Source organism: Pseudomonas sp. Irchel 3A5, from assembly GCF_900187575.1.
GTDB classification, from domain to species: Bacteria; Pseudomonadota; Gammaproteobacteria; order Pseudomonadales; family Pseudomonadaceae; genus Aquipseudomonas; species Aquipseudomonas folii.
On sequence record NZ_FYDU01000011.1, the window covers coordinates 212,504 to 233,005 of the forward strand.

At 58.8% G+C, this 20,502-nt stretch carries 14 protein-coding genes and 1 pseudogene; 2 read left to right on the forward strand and 13 right to left on the reverse strand.

Annotated elements, in window-relative coordinates; genetic code table 11:
• Positions 1-219: 219 nt before the first annotated feature.
• The 13 genes and pseudogenes from CKW31_RS19350 to CKW31_RS30445 all read right to left on the reverse strand — a co-directional run.
• Positions 220-591, reverse strand: a complete 372-nt coding sequence (locus CKW31_RS19350; RefSeq protein WP_095098625.1) for a response regulator transcription factor — start codon at positions 589-591, stop codon at positions 220-222.
• Positions 592-765: 174 nt separating this feature from the next.
• Positions 766-4,377, reverse strand: a complete 3,612-nt coding sequence (gene bcsC, locus CKW31_RS19355; protein ID WP_095098628.1) for a cellulose synthase complex outer membrane protein BcsC — start codon at positions 4,375-4,377, stop codon at positions 766-768.
• The gene (gene bcsZ, locus CKW31_RS19360; RefSeq protein ID WP_095098631.1) at positions 4,365-5,489 is read right to left on the reverse strand and encodes a cellulose synthase complex periplasmic endoglucanase BcsZ; all 1,125 of its coding nucleotides are present in this window, start codon (positions 5,487-5,489) and stop codon (positions 4,365-4,367) included. Before bcsZ ends, bcsC begins: the two co-directional genes overlap by 13 nt.
• On the reverse strand, positions 5,479-7,752 hold the full coding sequence (gene bcsB, locus CKW31_RS19365) for a cellulose biosynthesis cyclic di-GMP-binding regulatory protein BcsB (RefSeq protein ID WP_095098634.1): 2,274 nt from the start codon (positions 7,750-7,752) through the stop codon (positions 5,479-5,481). The genes bcsZ and bcsB overlap by 11 nt, the downstream gene beginning before the upstream one ends.
• A complete protein-coding gene (gene bcsA, locus CKW31_RS19370) occupies positions 7,749-10,343 on the reverse strand; it encodes a UDP-forming cellulose synthase catalytic subunit (protein WP_095098636.1) in 2,595 nt (864 codons plus the stop codon). The genes bcsB and bcsA overlap by 4 nt, the downstream gene beginning before the upstream one ends.
• Entirely contained in the window at positions 10,340-11,062 is a 723-nt protein-coding gene (gene bcsQ / locus CKW31_RS19375) for a cellulose biosynthesis protein BcsQ (protein WP_095098638.1), read from the reverse strand. The genes bcsA and bcsQ overlap by 4 nt, the downstream gene beginning before the upstream one ends.
• Entirely contained in the window at positions 11,059-11,316 is a 258-nt protein-coding gene (gene bcsR, locus CKW31_RS19380) for a cellulose biosynthesis protein BcsR (protein WP_095098641.1), read from the reverse strand. Before bcsR ends, bcsQ begins: the two co-directional genes overlap by 4 nt.
• Positions 11,286-12,926 carry a cellulose biosynthesis protein BcsG gene (bcsG, locus tag CKW31_RS19385; protein ID WP_256582664.1) on the reverse strand — a complete coding sequence of 547 codons (1,641 nt, stop codon included), beginning with the start codon at positions 12,924-12,926 and terminating at the stop codon, positions 11,286-11,288. The genes bcsR and bcsG overlap by 31 nt, the downstream gene beginning before the upstream one ends.
• Positions 12,913-13,113 carry a cellulose biosynthesis protein BcsF gene (gene bcsF, locus CKW31_RS19390; RefSeq protein WP_095098643.1) on the reverse strand — a complete coding sequence of 67 codons (201 nt, stop codon included), beginning with the start codon at positions 13,111-13,113 and terminating at the stop codon, positions 12,913-12,915. Before bcsF ends, bcsG begins: the two co-directional genes overlap by 14 nt.
• Positions 13,110-14,654: a cellulose biosynthesis protein BcsE gene (gene bcsE, locus CKW31_RS19395; RefSeq protein WP_095098645.1), complete on the reverse strand. Its 1,545-nt coding sequence runs from the start codon at positions 14,652-14,654 to the stop codon at positions 13,110-13,112. Before bcsE ends, bcsF begins: the two co-directional genes overlap by 4 nt.
• A 601-nt stretch (positions 14,655-15,255) precedes the next feature.
• Positions 15,256-16,428, reverse strand: coding sequence for a murein transglycosylase A (locus CKW31_RS19400; protein ID WP_095098648.1), 1,173 nt, complete (start codon positions 16,426-16,428; stop codon positions 15,256-15,258).
• Positions 16,429-16,699: 271 nt separating this feature from the next.
• Positions 16,700-17,257, reverse strand: a complete 558-nt coding sequence (locus CKW31_RS30440; RefSeq protein ID WP_371856781.1) for a methyl-accepting chemotaxis protein — start codon at positions 17,255-17,257, stop codon at positions 16,700-16,702.
• Positions 17,243-18,013: pseudogene (locus CKW31_RS30445) on the reverse strand (PAS domain-containing protein); the annotation flags it as partial. The pseudogene CKW31_RS30445 and the gene CKW31_RS30440, both read right to left, overlap by 15 nt.
• 358 nt (positions 18,014-18,371) lie before the next feature.
• Here CKW31_RS30445 and gmd point away from each other — a divergent pair.
• Positions 18,372-19,403: a GDP-mannose 4,6-dehydratase gene (gene gmd, locus CKW31_RS19410; protein WP_095098683.1), complete on the forward strand. Its 1,032-nt coding sequence runs from the start codon at positions 18,372-18,374 to the stop codon at positions 19,401-19,403.
• A complete protein-coding gene (locus CKW31_RS19415; RefSeq protein ID WP_095098652.1) occupies positions 19,403-20,296 on the forward strand; it encodes a GDP-mannose 4,6-dehydratase in 894 nt (297 codons plus the stop codon). Before gmd ends, CKW31_RS19415 begins: the two co-directional genes overlap by 1 nt.
• Positions 20,297-20,502: the final 206 nt, after the last annotated feature.

Below are 20,502 nucleotides of genomic sequence, written 5' to 3' on the forward strand. Positions count from 1 at the left end.
AAGCATGCCCCGCTGGATCGACACGCACATCCTGAGGAAGTCACCCCAGTGTCGCTGACACCACGCTGTCGCGAAGCAAACACAAGACCTGTAGGAGCGAGCTTGCTCGCGAATTCGGTTTTTTAATCGACGAACTGGTTGCCTGAACTGACGCTATCGCGAGCAAGCTCACTACAGAATCCACTGTTTGCTGGGCGACAGTGTGTCATTTATCGGGAATCAAGCCGCAGGAAACGTCGACTCGATACAGTCGATCAGCACCCGGGCGTTGAAGGGTTTGCTTAAAAAGCCCACTGCGCTGCCAGTCATGGCGCGTTGGCGTACGGACTCTTCGGGAAAGGCGGTGATGAAGATAGTAGGGATCTGCAGACCCTGCCCCGTCAGGTGCTCGTGCAACTCAACGCCGCTCATGCCGGGCATTTGCACGTCGGTGATGAGGCAATCAGCCGTTTTCAGAACGGGCGAGATCAGGAACTCCTCCGCCGAAGCAAACAGGCATGCGACGAACCCCAGAGAGCGAACAAGACTGTCGATGCCAGTGCGGACTGCCGCGTCGTCGTCGACGACTGCAATCACCGGGGATTTTGCCAAAACCAGTTACCTTCAATACCCATGAGTAGAAGTGCCGATGATCTGCGCACTCATGGCCTGCACGGTAACCAGCGCGGCACGTTTCTGAAATCATACCCAGGTATAAAGCATGGCTTGAAGCGACCGACGGGCGAAATACTGACCGTCTGGACAGCTATCTCGCCCGCCGACTTGTCAGCGCATATCCGCGTAAGGTGTCACGGCTTCGATAGGCATCGGCAGATTTCCCTGCCATACATCGAAGGTATAACGCAGATAAAGCATGGCGCGGCTCGGTGCGTAACCTTCGCTGTGTTGCAGCGCGACACCGGAGCCAAGCACCAGGTGATCACTCAAACGTCGCTCAAGCGATGCCTGCAAGCGAACACTTGCACCGGAGCTACTGCTCGCGGCCTTGGTCAGCGTGGTACTGCCATCAATATCCAGTCCGGCGTCCGAGGCCTGATTGAAGAACTTGCCGGCCGGGCCATCCAGCGGGTACAGATCGCTGCTGTCAGTTTTCGAAAATGACCAGCCCACTGAGCTGTCCAGCTGGACGGACCAATTGGCGTTACGCCAGGCATAACTGAACGGCACACCGATCGAGTAGTACTGCTGCGGACTGTAGTAACCACCCTGCCCCAGCGTGTACTCACTCAAATCCTTGTCGTAGCCCCAGTACATCAAGGTCAGGCCGGTGCGCATGCGCTCGTCGGCACGGTCCATCAAGCGGTAGTAATAACCGGTCATTGCCGAAAGCCGCTGATTGTCGACCACATTGGTGCCACGCAACCAATGGCTGCCAAAGCTGGCCCATACGCCATCAACGCCGCCTTCATCATGGCTCAGGCTCAATGTCAGGCCATTGCTGGTCACACCGCCCCAGCGGGTCCCGGTCACAGGATCGACAGCACCTGCATAGGACACGACGGAGTTGCTCACCGGACGGCGCGAGGCAGTCAGGGTCCAGCCGATGGATTGCCAATCGCTGCTATAGGCGACGCCACCCAGCCAATTGCCCACTTCGAAGCCTTGTGGCGTATGACCCAGATCAATGGCCCACTGAGCGTTTTTCCAGCCCACCGCCAGGCTCGGCCCGGAGGTGCTTTGTGAGGTGCTGCGACAGCCGTTGGCGGCCAGCGCCCCGGTGGTTCGGTCACGAAACTGAACCGCACAGGTGCCGAATGACTCCCGATGCAGGCCATCGGCATCGGTGTCGAAAGCAGTGGCCTGCAGATCCACCTGCTCAGCCTGCACAAAACCCTGCCCCGCAGCAAAGGGAGAGTCAATGCGCAAAATAGTGGTCTGGGTAGTCAGGTCGGAAATCCCCGGCGCGGTATTGTCGGTGCGCCAGGCGAAATCGCGGTACACATTGACCGTTGGATTCTGCTGCTTATACAGCTCATCGACTTCACTGCGCAGACTGCGTGGCAACCAGTCATCGGCGTCCTTGGCACGACTGGCCTCAGTCACGGCCAGGTTGTCCCGCGGACTGCCTTGCGCAGGTGAAATCAAACCAGCCGAGGCCATGCTCAGGGCGTAATTATCCAGTGCCTGTTGCGGATGATCACTGGCCATCAGGCGGGCGGCATCGCGGTACAGCAAAGGATCGGTCTGCGGGGTTTTCAGCAGTTGGGCGAAGATCCCATTGGCCTTGTCCTTTTCGCCCACGGCAGCCCAGGCATTAGCCAGACGGCGTTGCCAGCTCACCGGAGCGGCTGGGGTCACGACGATGCTGTTCAGCGCGGCGTGTGCCTGGGGTATGCGCGCCGTTGCGATCTGCACTTCGATCAGCCCCAACTGTGCTTCTGCATTCTGTGGATCACCTTTAAGCACTTTGCGGTAATCGCTTTCAGCCTCGGAATAGTCCCCACGCTGCATGGCCCAATCGGCCAGCGTGGCGAAATCGTCCAGGGTCGGATTGGTCCGCAGCAAGGCAATGGCCTGCGGCTCGCGCCCGGCATCACGCAACTGCTGCGCCTGGGCCAGCAATTGCCTGCGTTTGATCCGCGCGGCCAGCTCGCGCATGTTGTCCGTCCAGGCCTTCGCGGGAATCTGCCCGAGGCTGCTCAACACGTCGCTGTCGCGATTCAGGTTGGCCAGATACAGACCGTGTGCGTAACGCGCTTCAGGATTGCTGCCTTGGCGTGCCAACAGTTGGCGAAACGCGTCATCCGCTTCAACCGGTTTATCCAAGACGATTTCGGCGGCTGCAAGGCGATAGGTCAGCCACGGATTATCCGGGTCCAATTGACGGATTTTTTTCAGCACCGGCACCAACTGCTCCCAATCGGAACGTTCACTCAGCACGTCAGCCTGCAGATTCAAACGCTCGATTTCGAAGCTCTGACGCAAAGCGGCGAACTCGGACTGGTTACTGGCGGGCAAGCTATCAATAAATGCTTCGGCTTTGGCGCTGGACTGCCCGCGGTACAAGCGTACCAGAGCACGCAGCACGCTGGTGTTGTTCGGTTCAGCCTTGCGCGCTTGCAGTAACAGCGCTTCGGCACCGATATCATCGGCTTCGCCGAGGGCCACGGCTGCCAGCCCCATCAAGGGTGCAGCGGCCTTGGGGTTGAGGATCCGCGCCTGCTGATACGCCTTGCGCGCCTTCTCGTAATCCTTGCGCTGCAAGGCTTCGTCGCCTTGCTGAAGGATCATCCAGTTGCGGGTCAGCAACTGCAGGTCCTGCCACTTGCTGATGTAATAGGTGTCCTGCTCTTTGGTCAGCGCAGTGGAAAACGCCTCAAGCGCTGCCGGGTATTTATCCTGGCGCATCAAAGCTGTGCCAAGGGCACCATGGAAACTCGAATCTTGCGGGTAGGCTTTAACGGCGCGCCGCAACAGGACTTCGGCCTGAGCGCTGTCGTTACCCTTGTCTCGTTCCAGCAGACGCTTGGCCTGGGCTCCCGCCTGCCACGAAGGATCGGCAAGCAGTCGTTGCTGTTCGGCCAGCCGCTGGGTAGCGTCCTTCCGGAATGGCGAATAAGGATAGGAATCGAGAAAGACCTGCCAGCTTCGGGCTGTTTCAGGGCTCACCGGCAACGTATTCAGGTAGATGAGCTCCCGCTCCGCTGCATTGTTGCTCGCTTGAGGATCCGCTGCCAATTGATGCAGCACCGCCAGCGCCTGATCATTACGGCCTTCGGCAAATAACAGACCGACCAGCATCTGCCGCACGCTGGCATTGCCCGGATAGTCACGATCAAGCTCTTTTAAATGCTCGATGACGGCCGCCCGCTGACCGCTGATGCGACTGCGGGCACTCCAGTATTCCAGCGCCGAAGGCAAGTCCGGCGGCTCTTTGCCGAACAGTTGCTCAAACGCCTCACTCGCTTGATCGAAACGTCCGGCAGCAGCAAACAACCGCGCTTGCTGCAACTGCCCCGCCCCTTCCTGGCTGTTAAGCCGGATCAGCGCACTTGCCTGACGCAGCGCCGCCGAGTCGGGCCCCTGCTGACGCAAACGGGCCATGAGTTGCTCAATCCAGGCGGTGTTCTGCGGCGCACTTTTATCAGCCAGGGCCTGGCGAATCTTACCCACCAGAACCTGCGGATGATTGGGATCAATCAGCTCCAGCCTCGCCAGGGCATCACGCACCAGATCGTCGCGATACAAGGCTTCGCCAATGCGCGCCTGTTGCAGCAGCCACTGCTGTTGATCCTGAGGAGCAAACGCTGCGGTGGCGCTGAGCGCCGTGCCATACCAGCAGGACAAGGACAATGCGCCGCACATCAACAAGGCCTTGAGTGCGCCTTTGGGCAGCAGCCGGTAGCCGGAAACGGGTGGTGGATTCACTGTTTGCATGAAGACGTCCAGCCCGGCTGCAAACGCCCATCCTTATCGAATCGATACCGCTGTTCGTCCCAGCCTTGTCCGAACATCAGCAGCGATTGATTGTAATAAGCGTCAGCCAACGGCGGCGCTGTACGTAGCCGCTCACGCTGGGCACTCAACGCCGCACTGTCGCCGGTCAGCAACGGCAGGAGGGCCGCCGAAAAACCGACAGGCCCCGTGCCGGTGGACTCGCCAGTTGCGACGGCGACCTGCTCAGGCACAAAACCCGATTGCTTCGTGGCATCGATCATGGGTTTGAAGTGCGCAAGCAACGAAGCACGCTCCGGCGCATCGGGCGCCAGCATCCCCAACCAGAGATAGACGCGAATGGCGTCGTAACTGCCTTTTGCGCCTTGCTCTTGGGCCACTGCGCCTTGCCCCGCTTGCCACACCAACCAATCTGGCGCGAAGCCTTTTGGCGAGCCCTCGATCCACAGACGCCGGGCGTTTTTCGCCACTTCCTCCCAGACGGGTGCGATCAGCGCAAAGCGAGCCAAGAGCTGCGGCGGCGTATAGCTGGGGTTCAGACGCCAGCCCTGGGGCGACTCGAACCCTTTATCTCCCGGCAGCAGCATTAGCCCCAGGCCCGGCAGTGTGCGCAAAGTCTGCGCGGCGCTGCGCCAAAGCAGGTGATTGCCCAGCTGCACATAATCCGGCCTGCGCCAGAGCCGCCCCGCTTCCAGCAGGCTGTATGCGATCCACAAATCAGCGTCACTGGCATTGTTGCTGTCGAGCACCTGCCACTTGCCGTCTGCCTTGAGGCCCCACTGCCAGGCGGGCAGACGAGCGTCGAGATCACCACCTGCGAGATTGCCGTGCGTCCAGTTCAGCAAACGCTCGAAGCTTTCCCGGTCGTTGGCCACAAGAGCGAAAAACAGTCCGTAGCTCTGCCCTTCCGACGTGGTGATCTGTTGCGCAGAGGAGCGGTCGATGACCCGGCCATCGGCGCTGATCATGTGTTGCTTGTAACTCTCCCAGGCGGGCCATGTGCACGCGGGCGCACCTTCGGCCTCCTGAGTCAGGAATGACAACGCAACAGTGGCCAACAAAAACCCGACGCCGTTCACTGACTTATTCCTCATAAGCCAGACGGCGACGAGCCGCCCACTGCAGCATGCGCCAGATCAGGAAAGCACTGAGCAAAACGCCGCCAACGGCCATGAAGGCCAACAGCACGGGATGCTCGGAAAGCTTGAACCAGAGCATCAGCCACCACGGCAGCTCGCCGACGAAATAACGATCGCCAACCACCTGGCTGTTGACGCCACTGCTGCGGATAAAGGCGACAGAACCAGCCACGGCGTCCATCTTGCCGCTGTCATTAAGCGTCTCGCGCAGCAGGCTGAAATCAGCATCAGTGGTGGCCAGCAACGCGACGATGCTGCGCTGGTCATGGTAAGGCGACTGCAAGCCGACGATTGCAGCAATCGGTCCCTCAGCCGACACGTCGACACGACTGGCAACCGGGTTGCTCTCACCCTTTATGGCTGACGCATAACCTGGCCCTTGCTGGTTAGCCTTGAGCAACCAGTTACGCGAGCGCTCAAGCAGTAGATTCATGTCGCGGTTGTCGCGCATATCGGGTGCGAACGAGCCGAGCACCAGCAGGTCCGCGTCGTATTTAGACGCCTCCTCCCAGTTATCGCTGAGCTTGAGGTTCATGGCGGGCAACCCCGAACGTGCCGAAATCCCCGCGACCGCTTCCAGATAGGTACTCAGTTGTACAGCACTCGGCCGGGACGGCAGCAGCACCATGGTTTCGGACAGATCCGCCATGCGGCTGTACGGGAAACCACTGCGCGCGAAAGCCGCCAGATCAGGCATCGCCATGTAATGGTGGTAACCCGACAGGTCGATGGTCGACTGGTCATCGATGACGGCCTGGGTGTCCACCGGCAACGATGTCTGGCAGCGGTCACGCTGGGAGCCGCTATTGGTCGTCGCGAAACTGAAATTAAACTTCAGGGTATTGCGGTCACCGATCTTCAGGGCCGGTACCGAGAGGTTTTCATTGACGTTCGCTGACTCGCTGGACATCACCGCAAGGCGCAACTCTTCAAGCCGGTCATTACTGTTGACCTGCAACGGCAGGCTGGTGATGAACTGGTTGTTGAGGCTGATGTTGAGACGCGAACCATCGTTATACGCGGGCGGCGTGTAGCGGTATTTGGTTTGCAGCGGGATGCCCTGATTGCGCCAGACGAACAGGTCAGGCGGCAGGTTGATGTCCAGGCTGATCGGCAAAGGCTGCAGGCCGCTGACACGCAACTGTTCGGGGTACTTGATCAACTCGGCGAAACGTACCGGGCGATCAGTGCGCATCCAGTTTGGCGCGTCATAGGGCACACGCGGTTTGATCTGTTGCAACTTGTCGATAACCACGCGCTCGCCACGAAACAGATCGCCGCCCAATGCCAGCGCCTGAGCGGCGGTGACCAGGTCTGCGTCGTCACGCCCCAGCACCAGCAAAACCTTGCTGAAGCGATCTCCAGGGTTATCGATTACCTGCACCACGGGCGCATCCACCGCCGGGAATTTCTGCAGGTCTGCCAGAAACGCCGGACGATGGGTGTTGGTGGCGAAGACAACGGATGATGTCACTTGATCAGCGCTGGCGGCAGGCAACTGATCTGACAATACCGGGAAAGACATGGGACGCCATGAAGACAGGCTGCCGAAATACGAGGCCAGAATCCCGGCGGCGCGCTGTTCGCCCAGTGTAGGCTCGGCAGCGAACACCATGTTCAACACCGGTTTTTCATACCCGCGGGCATCGAAGAAAGGCATCGGGAAGTAGGACAGATCGTTTTTGACGATCAACGCCTGCTCTCTCAGCGCGATCTGGCTGGTGCGTCCGATATTGACCCACAGCGCGCTGTTGGACGGTTCTTCACAGATATCGGTGTAGTGCCCTACAAACTCCAGCCGGACCCGATTGAAGTCGGTGATCAACCGGGGATCAAGCTGAACCGGGCGAACCACTTTCTTGCCCAGTTGGTCCTTTTCAATGGGGATCACGCTCATCAACACGTCATTGAGGTAAACCCTCAAGTGCGACAGCGTCGGCAGTAGCGCCGGTGACGGGGTGTATTCCAGTTGCAGCCTGGCATCGCTGGCGATGCGGTCGCGGCGCATGGTGAACTCGAACTGATCGGTAGTGTGCGTGCCCAGCAAAAGACTGTCCGCAGGGCGGCCCAGTTGCAAAAAGCTGCGCGTGACATCCCAGCCTGGCGTGGCGCCAGCCGTCGTGAGGTCCGGAGTGGAAACCACCGCAGCCCCGGCTTGGGCACAGGTCATGGCCACCCACAGCAGACTCGCCAGGGTTAGATTAAAAGAGCGAATCATGGGGCACTTACCGATCGGGAGGATGAGGAATAAGGTTCGGATCTGGCAAAACGCGGCACATAGCTGAGCAGCCACGCACACGCACTTACAAAGGGCCGCGCAATCGTACGGAGCCAGGCAGGCAGGTACTGATAAAGGCGGTAATAGCCGCGAGCCCCCAGGCTCAGCACATCAATGAAACTGTGCAGCGGGCGATCCGGGGCGAAGTCTTCGCTCCAGTTCAACCAGGCATCAGCGCGGGCAAAGGTGCATTGCACATAATCGATTTTCTGTTGCGCAGACAGTTCGTTAAGCGAGATACCGATGAAGTTCTTGTGGCTGCGACTGACAATTCCGGAGAACAGAAACTCGCGCTCGCCACGCTGCATCAGCAAGCTGACACGCTCGCCCATTGGCAGACTCAGTTGCGCGTCCAGTTCGATGCCTGCGCCGCCGTCGGAGTAGTCCACCAGCATGCCAGGGTAAAACCGTCCGTTCGGCAAACGCACGGCGGCAGGCAGTTGGGCCTGGACGCGATGGGTTTCACGCACCTGACGCACCTCGGCAGCAATCGCCACTGCTGCGCCGACAATCAGCAGGTTGTAGAGCACCCACAAACTGCTGACCAGAATCGTGCCGATCTCATTCGACGGGCCGGTAAACAAGCGCCATACCGCAAAGCCCAGGCCAAGGATATTGAGCGCCGCCAGCACCAGATAAGGCCTCGCGATCCCCCAGTCGAACTGGTTCTCGCTGATCAACCCACCTTTGGCGGTGACGTTGAACGTGCCTTTCTTCGGGTTGAACAACGCCACAGTCGTAGGCCGGGCGATGTACCAGGCGAGCACGGTTTCATAAACTTCGCCCCAGAAGGTCAGGCGATGTTCGCCCTGCATTCTGGAGTTGGTCAGGCTGGCGTGAACCATATGCGGGATCACATACAGAACGATCATCAGAGCGGGGGCATAGATGATGTAGGCGTGCAGCAGGAGGAACGCCAAGGGCGCGGTGAGAAATATCAGCCGCGGCAGTCCCGCCAGAAAGTGCAGCATGGCGTTGGCGTAACAGATCCGCTGAAAGATCGTCAGGCCCTTGCCCAGCAACGGATTGTCCGTGCGGAAGATCTGCGCCATGCCCCGCGCCCAGCGAATCCGCTGACCGATATGCGCTGACAGACTTTCTGTTGCCAGCCCCGCTGCCTGAGGAATTCGCACATAGGCCGAGTTCCAGCCCTGGCGATGCAGCCGCAACGCGGTATGCGCGTCCTCGGTAACGGTTTCCACGGCAAAACCGCCGATGTCATCAAGGGCAGAACGACGCAGCACGGCGCATGAGCCGCAAAAGAATGCGGCGTTCCACATGTCGTTGCCGTCCTGCACAAGGCCGTAAAACAGCTCGCCTTCATTGGGACGCTGCCGGAAAGTGTCGAGGTTGCGCTCGAAAGGGTCAGGCGAAAGAAAGTGATGCGGCGTCTGTACCAACGCCAGCTTCGGGTCGCGCAGGAACCAGCCCACGGTCAGTTGCAGGAAGGAGCGAACCGGCACGTGATCGCAATCGAATATCGCCACCAGCTCGCCATCAAGCTGCTGCAACGCATGATTGAGGTTGCCAGCCTTGGCGTGTTTGTTGTCGGAACGGGTGATGTAGTTCACGCCCGCCTGCTCGGCAAACAGCCGAAACGCATCACGCTTGCCGTCATCGAGAATCGATATACGCAGCTTGTCATGCGGCCAGTCGATACCCAGTGCGGCGTATACCGTGCCCCGCACGATGGACAGATCTTCGTTGTAGGTCGGGATCAGCAGATCCACGGTCGGCCATAAACGCGTGTCTCGCGGCAGCTGCGCGGGTGGCCGCCGCAAAGGCCAGCAGGTCTGGACGTACCCAAGCAACAGCACCAGCCAGGAATAGGTTTCGGCGATGAGCAGCATGACGCCGCAGGCAAGATCCAGTGGGCTGTCCCAGTTCAGGGTTGCGGTGTAACGCCACCAGAGATAACGGCACGAAACAATGACCGACAGCATGATCAGCAGCAGTGTCGGAAAACGCCCTGGCACACGACGGATCAGCATCGCCACCGCCCACAGCAGAATCACGAACAACAGTTGCGAGAAATAGCTGAAGGGTTCGGTGATGCACACTGCCACCAGCAGCAAGGCCACGGCCGCGCAGAGATAGCCCAAGCAACGCTGCTGGCGAGCGCTCAGGGTTTGCCACCACCTGGCACTGCCATTCACCGACTGGCTCTGAGTCACTTGCACTGGCAAGCCATCCAGCAAAATCCCGAGACGCTTCCAGACGCGCTGATTAATCTGTCTGGTCGTGTGCAGCCACTGCGGTATTCCCCGGCGGCGATAGCTTGGCCAAGGCCGGAACACCAGCAACCAGAGGCTTTGCAGGGCGATACGTAACGGATCCCCGGCACTCGGCTGTTTGCCCGCCAGATGCGGATACCAGCGTTGACGTTGCTCCAGAAGACGTTGCCAGACCGGAGATTCCAGTCGCAAAAACAGCCAGCTCAAGCTGATCAAAGACGCCAGCAAGAATGCCGTCGGTGGATAACAATCGTACTGGCGACGCAGCTGCACGTAAGGGAAGTAACGCGCAATCATGCCAGTTCACCACGGCGCGTCAGGCACCAGGTCGCCAGGCTTAACGCGTCCTGGGCAGCCAGACTGTCAGGTGCGTATTGGCCGACCGGTTGCTTGAACGCCAACGACTCGCTCAGCGCCTCATCGGCATGCACCGTGAGTGGCAATAGACGCGACGCGTGATTCTTGCGCCAGATCAGCAGCAAGTCGCGCTGTAACTGGCTACCCGGATCAAAGCGATTGACCAGCACCGGTATCGGGTGAGCCGACGGCTGGAGCAACAGCACATGGCAGGCCGCATCCGCCTGCACGACCTGGATCGGGAACTGACACGGGCCGATCATCGCGTGGCCTGTCAGGCGTTGCGGCAGGTCGAACAGAATCCAGTCGTAGTGGGCCGCCAGATTCGCCTGACGTCGACTCCAGAGGAACGAATCATCGACCAGTTGCCTTTCGATGAGCATGCTCTCTTCATGAGTCAACTGCCCATAGGGCAAGAGCTGCAATGTCGGTGACAAACTCCAGGCCTGACCATACCAGTCCTCACCCTCCAGCATGGCCCGGGCCCACCCGCCACTTTCCGCGACGGGCAGATTGAAATGCAGGCGCAGCATGTTTTCCGGGCACATATCGATCATCAATACCCGCTCGCCCAGGCTTTCAAGGGCATACCCCACTGCCGCCAGCAACGAGCTGGTGCCGACGCCGCCGCGAATGCCGCGCAAGCTCAGGGTTGTCACGATTGCGCCCCGAACCTGTTTTTGCGGATCGGTTGATGAGCAGGCAAATCTTGCGTCGGCTCGCCAGAAGTCGTCAGATCAACCAGCAACGGCCAACGCTGCAGGGCACGGCTCAGTTCCATCTGCGCAGAGATATCGATGTACTCAAGACTCGGCAGACTCAGTTCGACTTTGAGCCGGGCAATGTCATCGGCTCGCTCATTGCGCGAAACCGCCTGCTTTTTCACTTGAACCTTTGCGGGTAAGGCAGCCATGCGCCCTTCTCCTTGATCCGAACGTAAGGCTTGCCGGCGTAGTCGAGCACTACGGTTCCGGAGTTTTCCGAGACCATCGGGGTCTCTGGCAGATTGGCTAACAGGACTTTCCAGTCAGGTATCAGCCCGTCCCCTTGAGGCGGTGCGGCATACAACCGCGAGATGATTTCCGAGACCGCCAGGTAGCTGCTCGGGCCGGAGATGTGCAACGGTTCCGGGCGCGGATTTTTGCCCATGCCGATCAGCTTGATGCCGACCGGCACATGGGTAATTGACGGGCTGGGGATTTCACGCATGCCGTCGATCTGCATCCGGTCGCCGTGCAAAGCCGCGCCGTGCTCAGGGACGATCACCACCGCGACTCTTCGGCCACTCTTTTCCAGTTCCTTGAGGAACGCGGCAAGGTCGTCGATCAGGGTTTGCGCACGGGGTTTGTACTCGGCACTTTTCGTCCCGCCATCAGCGGTTAGCGCACGGTTGCCGTCATGCAAGGTCGTGGTGTTGTAGAACAGCGCCACTCGGGAGTCAGCCTGACCCTCACGGTGCTTCCACCATTTATCCAGCACGTCCCGGTCACGCCATACCGGCGAGCCGTCAAAGCCCACTAACGTGCGCGGAAGATCCGAAGTGCTGACCGCCGGGCCAGGCATTGATCCCTGGGCACGAACCTCGTCCATAAAACCTTCGAACTGCCCGGTGTGATTGAGCATGACTTCACTGTCGAAGCCCAGCTTGCGCAGATCATCCATCAACAGGCATTGCTCGGGGGCCACGCCGTACAGCTTGTTGTGGGGTTGCTGACCGCAACTGGCACGCAACAGTCGGATGGCAGCGGGACCGCTGTAGGAAGTGGCCGAGTTGAAGTTGTCGAATACCACGTCCATCTGCTGCAGCAACTTGTTGTCCCGCATGCCCACGGCGTCCAGATCATCCCAGGCCATTGAGCAGATGTTGATCAACAGCAGATCGAACGGCTGGGCGGCCGATGCCGAAGGGACAAACGCCACCTGCCGCCCTGCCTCGGTGCTGTAGAACTTCTGCAGATAGGTATCGAGCGTCGGGCTGTCCGGTTCCACCGCGCTGATGGTGGCTGCTGGTCCGGCCACTTGATTGACCGGCTGCGGAGCGGGCGCATGCATCGCCAACAAGCCTGAACCACCCAGCCAGGCAAAACCGGCCAGGGTCAGGGTGGTCAGACGCAGCCACTGACGGACGAAGAAATACCCCACCATCAGCAGCAATAATGCGCCGCACAGGTTCCAGTCGATAAAGCGACCCGCCAGCTCAAGCAGGTAGTCACCGGTGAAGTTCAAGACGCCAGGTTGATCCAGCAGACGACTGAATGGCGGTAGCCAGGTGTCCTGATACAACAACGCTACGCCTACCGGTATCGCAATCACCGTGCGCAACAACCTCAGATAGCGATTGCTCAGCGGCACCAGCAATACGGCGGCGAAAACCAGGTTCGGCAGGATTTGCAGATTCAGATAGCCAGCCCAGAGCAGCGCAAGCTTGATAATGAAATACAGGTTCCACAGCCCCAGACCCTGCCAGGTCCAGACAGTATTCATACGCGCAGGGGCAGCGCCGACGCTCTCAGGATGGATCATGAGCGTCACTCACCGTTGGCGCAGTGGATACGCGTCGGCGCACACCATGGGGTTTCAGATAACGCGGCGGCAAGTAACGCTGGAACCACAGTTTGAGGCTCAAGTGAAAACGGCCCAATACCAACATCAAGGCCACAGTCATCAGACACGTCGCCGCGATCACCTGCAACAGCTCGGCATAATTCATGAGCAGTGCTCCGACAACGTCAAAGTGATCCGCTGCGGTGCATAGCCCACCTGGATAATGGCCTGAGTCAGATCTGCAGTGACCTGCTCCGTGGCAAGGCGGGAAGTTTCGAGAAGCTGCGAGGCGTCGAGGAAGTCCTGACGCGGCAGCATGTCTACCGCAGAAAGCGACTTGCACTCAGTAAACAGGTCTCGCCAGGGCAAACGGCAAATATTGCCCAGCGCCGGTTCCAGGCCATCGCCACGACAGGCGAACAGGAACAGGTAAAACACGCCGTTGACCACACAGGCCACGTCGCCAAAACGCCGAAGGCTGATCTGGTTCAGGTACTGATCAATGTTCAGATCACCCCGTGGCCGAAGGCTCAGCAGTTGGTGAACCAGTTCGCCCGAGGCACCGCTATAGACTTGATCCAGCAACGCGATGAATTCTTGCGGCGGCAAAAGGCCGCGCTGAGCAGGCGGGCGCAGTCGTTCGAACAGCGACTGGAAGTCGGGCGTCTGACGATAATGCCAGGTCTGGCCCTGTGCGCTGTCGACCATGCTGAGGAAGTTCGCCAGTTGAGTATTGGCCGGCACAATCAGGTTGGCACCGCACGCCAGCAACAGGCGCTCATCCCGGTAGCGCAGGCAAGGCTCCATCTCGCGCACAATGATTTTGAGGGCCACGCCGCAGTGGTCACGCAAATGGTGCAACTGCCGGGCAAGCGGCTCCACTTCGCTGTTGCTCTCCAGCGCCACGATGACGCTGGCGGCCCGAGCCTGTGCCGCCTGGTCCAGCAAGTCACTGCGTGTTTCAAACAGACGCCACTGCTCCGACAACGGTGCAGTGCCCTCAAGTACCGCGCGTTGCGTGAGGTAAATACGTTGGTCGTCAGTGCGCACCTGCACAGGGCTGGACAATGGCGACTTGCTAAGGGCAAACGCACCGCCTGTCACGTTCAGATCGAAAGCCTGCGCGGCGCAGACTCCCAGACCGCTGTGCCAGAAGTTGAGCTGATAACGCACGCCTCCGTCCTGGCGATATAACTGCGCCAGACCGGAAATCTGCTCGTTGAGATCAAGCAGTTTTTCATGCAACTGCGGAGCCTGATCGCTGCACAGCACCAGCAGTGTGCAATTACGTTTGACCAGCCACTGGCGAGTACTTTCGCACCAGCGTTGCAACTCCAGCCCGGTGAAGTTCTCCAGGCTGTCAGCCGACAACATCAGGACCAGATAGCTATCACGTGCCAGATTGATTCGGTGCAGATCAGCAGTCAGCGACCTGAGAAATGTGCGTGCACGGGCAGCTCCGGGAACGGCAAACAGGCGCACCGCCGAGGGGCCACAATCTGCGCCCATGGATTCGACGACTGTTTGAGGATCAATATCGGTGCTCACCAGGGTTGCAAGATGCTGCTCGGTCAGCGCGGACAAGAACTGTCGGGCCAGAATGTCAGCATCCGATGCCAGATCCAGAGCGATCCAATACAGACCTCCCTGGCGCAGCAACATGTTCTCATCCTGCATACGCCGGATGGCTAATGTGACATGACCCAAACGCGCTACCCCATCAATTCGAATGCATAGGCAACCCTCAGACCGAAATGGCTGAACGTTGGCAGAACTACCAGAACTTTGAACAACAAAAAAACGAGGCAAGCGCTCGTCAAGGCGGCGCGTTTGATACGCGTCGAGCCTCAATATTCAGAGCGTGTAAATGAGTGCGATCATCCCCACCGCGCGATCTGATTCCTTCAACAAACCAGCCATGGCAGTGAACATTCATTCCGTGTGGCGCGAATAATGTGCCATCAAAGTGACACTGTCAATAATTTGAAAAGGTTGTTACAGCCACCGGACGAACGGTAGTGATATGCCGTTTTTTTGGCGATACAAAACCGTTGCAAACTGTTACTTAGCCTGAGAACCGCTCAGACCGCTCCCATCAAACAACACGTAACTATCTGAATTACGCAAATCCTGTGGGACCGAATTCATTCGGGAAGGGGCCAGCACATCCGCTACATCATCTTCGTCTGGAATGCTGTCTTCCCGGAGGAATCCGGTCCCACCAGCCCTCTGTTTACCGGGGCCGCTCTTAAGGGTGACCGCAGGCAAATAAAAAAGGGCGCCTGAGCGCCCTTGAGTTTGTCTGCATTTACTCCTGAGGCAGCGCCACACCTTTCGGCCAGAGCAACCAGATATTGCCCTTCTGTTTCATGTCGCCCGCCAGGTGACCCGCTTCATCGCCCGTGCCCCAGAACAAATCGGCACGAACCTCACCGGCAATCGCGCCCCCGGTGTCCTGTGCGGCAACCGGACGTACCAGAGCCGTGCCATCAGGCCGGGTAGTCGATAGCCAAAGCAGGCTGCCCAATGGGATGACTTTGCGGTCGATCGCCACGCTGTAGCCCGATGTCAGCGGCACATTCAACGAGCCCCGTGGCCCTTCGTTGCTATCAGGATTGCGGGTGAAGAACACATAACTGGGGTTGCTCGCCAACAGCTCGGGGATTCGCGTGGGATTGGCTTTGGCCCATGCAGCGATGCTGCCCATGGTGATGTCTTCCTTCGGTATCGCGCCTTGCTCTACCAACCAGCGACCGATGGCCCGGTAAGGTCTGCCGTTCTGATCGGCGTAAGCGATACGCAGCTGTTTGCCATCCTCAAGGCGAACCCGGCCAGAGCCCTGAATCTGCAGAAACTGCAGGTCCATCGGATCGGTCAACCAGGCAATCACGGGAGCGTTCAGGCCCTGCGCACCAATTGTTGCGGCGTCATCGTAAGGCTTGAGCACGCGCCCTTCGAGACGTCCGCGCAGGCGTTTGCCTTTGAGCTCGGGGTAGATGCTTTCCAGATTGACGATGATCAGATCATCGGGCACGCCGTAGATCGGCACCGAGGCTTTGGCGGTTTTGGTCAGGCTGCCGGGGTAGACCGGCTCGTAATAGCCGGTGATCAAACCGTCCGCGCTGCCGGTGGCCGAGCGCAAGCTGTAGACCTGAAGGTTGGTCTGCAGGAAGCTGCGGATCTGTGCAGCGTCGGCATCCGCCGGCACTGTAGCGGCAGCGGCACAGGTCGCGCCCCAGACCGCATCGGCCTTGAGTCGCACACAGGCGCTGCGCCAAGAAGCGAAACCGGCTTGCAAGTCTGCATCGGACACCGCAGGCAGGGCATCCCAGCTCGCCTGGGTGTAAGTGGTATGCGGCGGTGGCGGTGGTTCGGGTGGCGGGGCGGGCTGTTTGTCTCCGCCATCGCAACCGACGAGCAGAACGGCCAACGGCACGGCCCAGACCAGGCCTTTTCGCCATTGCTTGAAAGATAGGTTCATGAGCACTGCGGCTCCCCTGGAGCGGTGTGGGCCGCAAGGGTACTCAATGCGTGAGCCGGGGGAAACCCGGATAGCAGAGACGCAACAACATCGCGCAGTAAATGACGAACCTTTAGGAGTTGCTCCAGTGTCCATCCCACCGCGCTGTCTCGCGCTAAAAGGTAGACCTGTAGGAGCGCACGAGCACCGCGAGGCCGCGATAGCGGTGTATCAGACAAACCGCTAATCGCAGCCTTCGGCAGCTCCTACCAGGAAGTATTGCAGCGAGGTTTCACTTCAACTGATTGGCAAACCGGCTCACCGCGCCCACCACCTGTCGAGCGCCCTCCTGGATTTCGACGATCACTGAGCCTGCATCGTTTGCCAGCCCCAACCCCTGCTCGGCCTGACCCCGGCTGTTGGCCATTCCGCGAACGGCGGCATCCACCAGGTTCTGGTTTTGTTGCACCACGCTGACGATTTCTTCGGTGGCGGTGCTGGTGCGCCCGGCCAGTTGCCGGACCTCATCGGCTACCACCGCAAAGCCCCGGCCCTGTTCACCGGCCCGGGCAGCTTCAATCGCTGCGTTAAGCGCCAGCAGGTTGGTTTGCTGCGCGATGCCGCCGATGGTCTGAACGATGGAGCTGATCAGCAGCGACTGCTTGCCCAGTGCTTCGATACCTTCTGACGCCGACTGCATTTCATCCGATATCTTGCGCATGGTGTCCACAGTGTCCTGAACCACCGTCGCGCCGCGCTGGGCGCTCAAGTCCGTACGCTGGGAAATCTCGAAAGCAATGCCGGCCGCTTCACTGACTTCCACCTCGCGCTCGACCTGATCCGTTACCACAGTGGCAAACTTCACAACCTTATAAAGTTTGCCCTGAGCGTCATGCACCGGGTTGTACGTTGCTTCCAGCCATACCACACGACCACTGGCGTCAACCCGCTTGAACCGGCTGGCAACAAACTCGCCACGATTCAAGGTCGCCCAGAACTCTTTGTACTTGGATGAAGAGGTTTCTTCAGGCTCGCAAAACATACTGTGATGCTTGCCCTTGATCTGCGAAAGGCTGTAACCCATGCCGCGCAAGAACTGATCGTTGGCTGTGATGACATGCCCACTGAGATCGAACTCGATAACCGCAGTCGAGCGCAGCAGCGCCTGTATGAAACCGGCGTTTTCCGTGGCCAGCTCGATCGTTTCGGTGATGTCGCTACCGAAGCAACGGACCTCGGACAACTTGCCATCCGCGCCCATGATCGGATACCAGATCGCCCGCACCCAGGCCAGACCGCCGTCCGCCTTGATGAAACGGTAGTTGTCGATGACGGATACGCCATTGTCGACCGCCGCAATGAGGTTGCGGTAGCACTCCAGTTGTCTGACATAGGCCGGAACGAGATCATCCAGCGGTCGGCCCAGAACGCGTTCGGAACCATAGCCCAGTATTTTCAGAAAATTGTCGTTGATTCGGGTAATGCGATAGTTGGAATCAAGGGTGATGGAAAGCATCTGCGCATTCATGCCGACTTCCATCTGCCTGTAGATTGCCAACTCGGCTTGTTGCGCCTGTAATTCCTTTTTCAAGCGAGTGTTGAACATTTCGCCACCGGTCGATGTGTTGAGTATTTTCGGTTATCGGCAAAGGGTGAAAAGGGCTTATGACCCTTGGTCAGATTTCACGCAACGCGCTACACGCCGCCAAATGCGTGAGGTCGAGCCCGTTTCCACTCACTACTTACCCGCACATGAGTAAATAAAGCAGACTTTCCAATCGTGCGCGTGTTTTTTGCAAGATGTTGCGAGCCGGCTTTACTTGGCCGATGTGTCGTCTAGCATGTGAAGGGTCTCGCGCAGCATCTCCCCCGCAGTATCAAGGATGGTCAGCCATAGCGTTGTGGTCATGAAGATCCCGACAGGCGACCGCTCTATCCTCATGAACGGAGTTGAAAGCCACCGTATGAAAGCAATCGTCACCGGCATCACAGGACAGGATGGCGCTTACCTGAGCGAGTTATTGCTCGAAAAGGGCTACACGGTTTATGGCACCTACCGACGCACCAGTTCGGTGAACTTCTGGCGCATAAACGAGCTGGGTATACAGAATCATCCCAACCTGCACTTGATCGAATATGACCTGACGGATCTGTCAGCCAGCATTCGGTTGCTGCAGAAAACCGAAGCCACGGAAATCTATAACCTGGCAGCGCAAAGCTTCGTGGGGGTGTCCTTCGACCAACCGCTGACCACCGCCGAAATTACCGGCGTGGGCGTGGTCAATCTGCTCGAAGCCATACGCATCGTTAACCCGAAAATCCGCTTTTATCAGGCATCCACGTCGGAGATGTTCGGCAAGGTGCAAGCCATCCCGCAAATTGAAAGCACGCCGTTTTACCCGCGCAGCCCTTATGGCGTTGCCAAACTTTACGCGCACTGGATGACCATCAATTACCGGGAGTCGTACGGGATCTTTGGAACCAGCGGCATCTTGTTCAACCACGAGTCGCCCCTGCGCGGGCTGGAATTCGTGACCCGCAAGATCACCGACTCAGTGGCCAAGATCAAATTGGGTCAGCTGGACGCGTTTTCTCTGGGCAACATGGACGCCAAGCGTGACTGGGGGTATTCCAAGGAGTACGTCGAGGGCATGTGGCGAATGCTTCAGGCTGACGAGCCGGACACCTTTATCCTCGCCACCAACCGCGTGGAAACCGTGCGCGACTTCGTCACCATGACGTTCAAAGCCGTCGGCATGGACATCGAATGGAAAGGCACAGGTGAAGAGGAGCACGCGCTGGATGCTGCCTCGGGCAAAGTGCTGGTGACGGTCAACCCGAAATTTTACCGACCGAACGAGGTCGAACTGCTCGTCGGGGACCCGGCCAAGGCAAAGAAAATCCTTGGCTGGGAATCCAGAACCACGCTAGAGGAGTTGTGCCGCATGATGGTTGAAGCAGATTTGCTGCGTAATGAAAGAGGCATTAGCTTCTGATGACTATTGCTGGCAAGCGCGCGTTGATTACCGGCATCCACGGTTTTACCGGCCGCTACATGGCCGCGGAACTCCAGGCCCAGGGCTGCGAAGTCATCGGCATTGGTCGTCAACCTTCTGCAGAGGCGGGCTATTACCAGGTCGATCTGGCGGACACTGCAGCGCTGCAAAAGTTGTTGGCCGAAATCCAGCCCGACATTGTGGTGCATCTTGCCGCAGTGGCCTTTGTCGGGCATGGCGTGGCGGATGCGTTTTATCAGGTCAACCTGATCGGCACTCGCAACCTGCTGGAGGCCATCGATGCCTGCGGCAAAACCCCGGAATGTGTGCTGATCGCCAGCAGCGCGAACGTCTACGGAAATGCCTCCGAAGGTTCGCTGGATGAAACAACGCCAGCCTCCCCTGCCAATGATTACGCGGTCAGCAAATTAGCCATGGAACACATGGCTAATCTCTGGCAGGCCCGCTTACCTCTCATCATTGCCCGCCCGTTCAATTACACCGGCGTGGGGCAGGACGAAAACTTTCTGCTGCCCAAAATCGTCGCGCACTTTTTGCGCAAGGCGGACAGGATCGAGCTGGGTAACCTTGATGTATGGCGCGACTTCAGCGACGTCCGTGCGGTTGTCAGTGCGTATCGGGGGTTGCTGGAGGTTCAGCCTGTCGGGCAGACCATCAATGTCAGCTCAGGCGTCACTCACTCGCTGCGCGAAGTGATCGACATGTGCAGCGAAATCACCGGCCATGAAATCATCACCGAAGTGAATCCGGCGTTCGTCCGGGAGAACGAAGTGAAGACGTTGTGCGGGGATAACTCACGCCTGCGCGGGCTGGTGCCAGAGTGGCAGACACCGCCGTTGAAAGAGACGTTGCGGTGGATGTTGAAGCGGTAAACCGTTAGTAACAGTTCGGATTGGAATACAAATCTGTAGATACCGTCTTGACCCTCATCGAGCAAGCGCGATGTCAGGGTCATAGGGTTTCCCCGACTTGAGCACTCCGTACACCAGATGCAACAGCTTGCGCATGGCCGCACATATGATTTCCTTCGGGGCCTTCCCGTTCGCCTTCATGCGTGTTTTGAGGGCCATAAGGACCG